Here is a 4,329-nt window from a genome sequence, read left to right as displayed (position 1 = left end):
CTCATACCTCTACGCGCACCGGCCGGACTGGAAGGGGCGGCCGGTGCGCGTAGAGGTATGAAATCGCGGCCGCGAGATGAAAAAGCGCGACGCCGGCGCGCTCTCCGGCGCCTTCGATCAGATCGCCGGCGACCACGAGGTCGCCGGTGACGACGGCCTCGGGCCTCAGCAGCGGCGCGGCCGAGGCCGCGCCCGCGAGCATGCCGAGCAGCGGCCCGGCGATAACGAGACGTCTCATCGCCTGGCTCATCGCATCATCGCCGCGCTGGCCTGCAGCATCTGGTCGGCCGAGGAGACGACCTTCGAGTTCATCTCGTAGGCGCGTTGGGCGGCGATCAGGTCGGAGATCTCGGTGACGGCGTTGACGTTGGACTGCTCGAGATAGGACTGCAGCACTGAGCCGAAGCCCTCGGCGCCCGGGATGTCGACCAGCGGCGTTCCGCTCGCCGGGGTCTCGAGGAACAGGTTGTCGCCCTTCGCCTCGAGGCCGGACTTGTTCATGAAGCGCGCCAGCTGGAGCTGGCCGAGGTTCTGCGTCGCGGTCTGGCCCTGGATGGTCGCCTCGACCTCGCCGGTCGCGCTGATCGCGACCGAGAGGGCGTTGGCCGGCACCGTGATGCCGGGCGCGACCACATAGCCGTCGGCGGTCACCAGCTGGCCGGTCGGGTCGAGCTCGAAAGAGCCATCGCGGGTATAGGCGGTGGTGCCGTCAGGCAGGTTCACCTGGAAGAAGCCTTCGCCGCGGATCGCGATGTCGTAGGGCTTCTCGGTCGCCGCGACCGAGCCCTGGCTCATGACGCGGGGCGTCGCGACCAGCTTCACGCCCGAGCCGATGTCGACGCCGGTCGGCAGGACCGTGCCGGTGTCGGAGCTCGAGGCGCCGACGCGGCGCAGCGACTCGTAGAGCAGGTCCTGGAACTCGGCGCGCTGGCGCTTGAATCCCGAGGTCCGCATGTTGGCGATGTTGTTCGAGATGATCTCGACGTTCATCTCCTGGGCGGCCATGCCGGTGGAGGCGGTGTAGAGGGCGCGCATCGTGGTGCTCCTTCCCTGGCCTTAGGCCGGCACGTCGGCGAGGCGCTCGATCGACGTGCGCCGCAATTCATCCTGCCGCTCGAGCAGCGACGACAGGTTCTGGTAGGAGCGGGTGACCTCGACGAGGCGGCTCATCTCCGCGATGCCCTGGACGTTGGACTTCTCGACCGCGCCCTGGATCAGGCGCGTGGCCGACGTCACCTCGGTCGGCGTGGCGGTCGCGCTGAACGTCGTCGACGTCTCTTTCTTCATGCCCATGAGACTGGCGAAGCGCATGACGCGGAGCCTGCCGCGGACGCCTTCGCTGGTCGCCACCTGACCTTCCTGGTCGACGGTGAAGCCGGTCTCGTTCGGCGCGAACTGGAGCGGCCCGTTGGTCGTCATGACCCGGAAGCCCTCGTTCGTGACCAGCATGCCGGTCGCGTCGACCTTGAAGGAGCCGTTGCGCGTGTAGCGGACCCCGGCGTCGCTCTCGACTTCGAAGAAGCCGTCGCCGTCGATCGCGAGGTCGGTCGGATCGCCGGTGGTCTGGATCTCGCCGCCGCCGAAATTCGACACGGTGGCGCGGTCTTCGACGAAGGACAGCGGGCGGTCGCGACGCATGAAGTTGTCGTCGCGCGCCTTGGGCATCAGGAATTCGGCGAACACCATCGAGTCGGCCTTGAAGCCGGTCGTGTTCATGTTCGCGATGTTGTTCGAGATGACGTCGAGCTCCCGCCGCAGGGCGACCTGCCGCGACAACCCGACCAGAGAGGCGTTTTCCACCACACGCTCCCGCGGTCCGATCTGCGATGTCTGGACACGCTCGCCATCCTCCCCGACGGCGTTCGCGACCGACATCACCAGTGCAGACGGCGTGCCAACCGGCGCCACCCCTCGGAAATGAACGGTTTCCCGAAATTTCGACCGGTTCCGGGCAGGCCGCAACGCGTAGGACGGCGCAAAATGCCCGGCAGGATTTGCCGGGCGGAGGGGCTTTCGCAAGGTTTCGTTAAGCTTTGCGACCTATTCGTTAACCATAAGCCGGCGGCGGCGAATTGGGGCGCGGCCTGCGGGCGGTGCGGGTGCGATGGCGGACAGCGACCAGGACGGCCAGGCCTCCACGGCCAAGGCCAAATCCAAGAAGAAGCTCTTCATCCTGGGCGGCGCCGCGCTCGCGGCGATCATCGTCGGCGTCGGAGGCTATCTGCTCGTCGGCCGGAGTGGCGGCGAGCATGAGGAGCAGGCCGCCGCGGCGGAGGAGAAGGTCGCGGCGCATGCGCCCGCGCCAGCCAAGGCGGCGTTCCTCGACCTGCCCGAAATGACCGTCAACCTCGCGACGGCCGACACCCAGAAGCAGCGTTACGTCCGCCTCGCCATTGCGCTCGAGGTGGACAAGCCCGAGATGGCCGAAGCCATCAAACCGATGATGCCGCGCGTCCTCGACAGCTTTCAGACGCATCTGCGCGAACTGCGGCCGGAGGACATCAGGGGCTCCTCGGGCGCCTACCGCCTGAAGGAAGAACTTCTGCGTCGCGTCAACGTCGCGGTCGCGCCCGCGCGCGTCGAGGCGGTCCTGTTCAAGGACATCGTGATCCAGTAGCGGCGTTCGGGGAGATCGCGGCGGATGGCCGGCGGACAGGACAAGACGGACGACGAACTCGCCGCCGAGTGGGAAGCGGCGATGAACGAGCAGGTCGGCGACGCTGGCGGCATGGCCGGCGGCTGGGCTGCGGCGCTGGACGAGTCCGGCGGCGGCGGCCTCGACGGCGTCAAGGGCGGCGCGGACCGCGTGCTCAACCAGGACGAGGTCGACGGGCTGCTCGGGTTCAATCCCGACGAACTCGGTCTCTCGGATCAGTCCGGCATCCGGGCGATCATCAACTCGGCGCTCGTTTCCTACGAGCGCCTGCCGATGCTGGAGATCGTGTTCGACCGGCTCGTCCGGCTGCTCACGACCTCGCTGCGCAACTTCACGTCGGACAACGTCGAGGTCTCGCTCGACGGGATTCGCTCCGTCAGGTTCGGCGATTACCTCAACTCGATCCCGCTGCCGGCGATCCTGTCGGTGTTCAAGGCCGAGCAGTGGGACGGCTTCGGGCTGGTCACGGTCGATTCCGCGCTGATCTACTCGATCATCGATGTCCTGCTCGGCGGCCGGCGCGGCGTGACCAAGATGAAGGTCGAGGGCCGGCCCTACACCACGATCGAGACCAGCCTCGTCCAGCGCATGATCGAGGTGGTGCTGACCGACGCGGAGCACGCGTTCAGGCCCGTCAGCCCGGTGGATTTCTCGCTCGACCGGCTCGAGACCAACCCCCGCTTCGCCGCGATCACGCGGCCGGCCAACGCAGCGATCCTGGTGACGCTGCGGGTCGACATGGAGGATCGCGGCGGCGGCATCCAGATGCTGCTGCCCTACGCGACGATCGAGCCGATCCGCGACGTGCTGCTGCAGATGTTCATGGGCGAGAAGTTCGGCCGCGACACCACCTGGGAAGGTCATCTCGCGACGGAGATCTGGGCCGCGCAGGCCGAGGTCTCGGCGGTGCTCTACGAGAAGAAGCTGCCGCTCAAGACGATCCTCAACCTCGATGTCGGCGACACGCTGATGCTGGACATCAAGCCCGACGCGCTGGTCGAGCTGCGGTGCGGCGACGAGGTCGTGACGGAAGCCCGGATGGGGCGCTCGGGCGAGCGCGTCGCCGTCCAGGTGGCGCGGCCGCTGCGCCGCTCGCGCACCACGCTCGCGGCCTTCGAGGCCGCCGGACAGACCCGCAAGGAGGCCTCGTGATGGAGAATCTGATCGGGATCGCCATCGAGTCGCTCGTCGCGGTGCTGCTCGCCGCCACGATCGTCTACTGCGCCGTGCTCGACAGGCGGCTGCGGCGTCTGCGGGGCGACGAGACGATGATGCGCCAGACGATCGGAGAACTGGTCGGCGCGACGCACGCCGCCGAGCGCTCGATCGTGGCGCTGCGGGCCACCGTCGGCGCCTGCGAGGAGACGCTCGCCGAGCGGCTCGGCAAGGCGCAGGGGCTCTCGCAGGACATGGCGAGGCAGCTCGCAGCCGGCGAAGAGGTCATCGAGCGCATCACGAAGATCGCCAAGGCGGCGCGCGAGCACGCCTCCCGGGTCGCGTCGCGCGAGCAGATCGACCAGCTCGGAGCCGAACGCGAGGCCGCGCGGCTGGAAGCCCGCCGCCGCGCCGAGGAGGAGGCGCGGGTCCTTGTTGGCCTCCATGATCTTCGGATCCTGCACCCGGTTGTTGAACGAGGCGATGATCTCCTGGCCCTTCGGGCTGTAGAGGTAGTT

Annotated in this window: 6 protein-coding genes; 3 read left to right on the top strand and 3 right to left on the bottom strand. The window is 68.2% G+C overall.

Annotated features, from left to right (window positions below; genetic code table 11):
- Window position 1 precedes the first annotated feature (1 nt).
- Genes ACIKT0_RS13795 through flgF form a run of 3 tightly spaced genes read right to left on the bottom strand, consistent with a single transcriptional unit; the run spans window position 2 to window position 1,800 of the window.
- Window positions 2–238 carry a hypothetical protein gene (locus tag ACIKT0_RS13795; RefSeq protein WP_407105900.1) on the bottom strand — a complete coding sequence of 79 codons (237 nt, stop codon included), beginning with the start codon at window positions 236–238 and terminating at the stop codon, window positions 2–4.
- A gap of 8 nt (window positions 239–246) precedes the next feature.
- Complete coding sequence (gene flgG, locus ACIKT0_RS13790; RefSeq protein ID WP_407105899.1) at window positions 247–1,035, bottom strand: flagellar basal-body rod protein FlgG; 789 nt, start codon at window positions 1,033–1,035, stop codon at window positions 247–249.
- A gap of 21 nt (window positions 1,036–1,056) precedes the next feature.
- Window positions 1,057–1,800, bottom strand: coding sequence for a flagellar basal-body rod protein FlgF (gene flgF / locus ACIKT0_RS13785; RefSeq protein WP_407105897.1), 744 nt, complete (start codon window positions 1,798–1,800; stop codon window positions 1,057–1,059).
- Window positions 1,801–2,104: 304 nt separating this feature from the next.
- Here flgF and ACIKT0_RS13780 point away from each other — a divergent pair, with 304 nt between their 5' ends.
- From ACIKT0_RS13780 to ACIKT0_RS13770, 3 genes are all read left to right on the top strand, one after another.
- Window positions 2,105–2,617, top strand: a complete 513-nt coding sequence (locus ACIKT0_RS13780) for a flagellar basal body-associated FliL family protein (protein ID WP_407105896.1) — start codon at window positions 2,105–2,107, stop codon at window positions 2,615–2,617.
- 24 nt (window positions 2,618–2,641) lie between these two features.
- Window positions 2,642–3,808: a flagellar motor switch protein FliM gene (gene fliM / locus ACIKT0_RS13775; protein ID WP_407105895.1), complete on the top strand. Its 1,167-nt coding sequence runs from the start codon at window positions 2,642–2,644 to the stop codon at window positions 3,806–3,808.
- Window positions 3,808–4,329, top strand: a 522-nt coding sequence (locus ACIKT0_RS13770; protein ID WP_407105894.1) for a DUF6468 domain-containing protein, incomplete at its 3' end; no start/stop codon positions are given. The genes fliM and ACIKT0_RS13770, both read left to right, overlap by 1 nt.

Source organism: Hansschlegelia beijingensis, from assembly GCF_045505405.1.
GTDB classification, from domain to species: Bacteria; Pseudomonadota; Alphaproteobacteria; order Rhizobiales; family Methylopilaceae; genus Methylopila; species Methylopila beijingensis_A.
This window is presented reverse-complemented; position numbering and strand designations above follow the sequence as displayed.

Coding starts and splice junctions, on each gene's coding strand:
- ACIKT0_RS13795 (WP_407105900.1), bottom strand. CDS start 238: ATGAGACGTCTCGTTATCGCCGGGCCGCTGCTCGGCATGCTCGCGGGC.
- flgG (WP_407105899.1), bottom strand. CDS start 1,035: ATGCGCGCCCTCTACACCGCCTCCACCGGCATGGCCGCCCAGGAGATG.
- ACIKT0_RS13780 (WP_407105896.1), top strand. CDS start 2,105: ATGGCGGACAGCGACCAGGACGGCCAGGCCTCCACGGCCAAGGCCAAA.
- fliM (WP_407105895.1), top strand. CDS start 2,642: ATGGCCGGCGGACAGGACAAGACGGACGACGAACTCGCCGCCGAGTGG.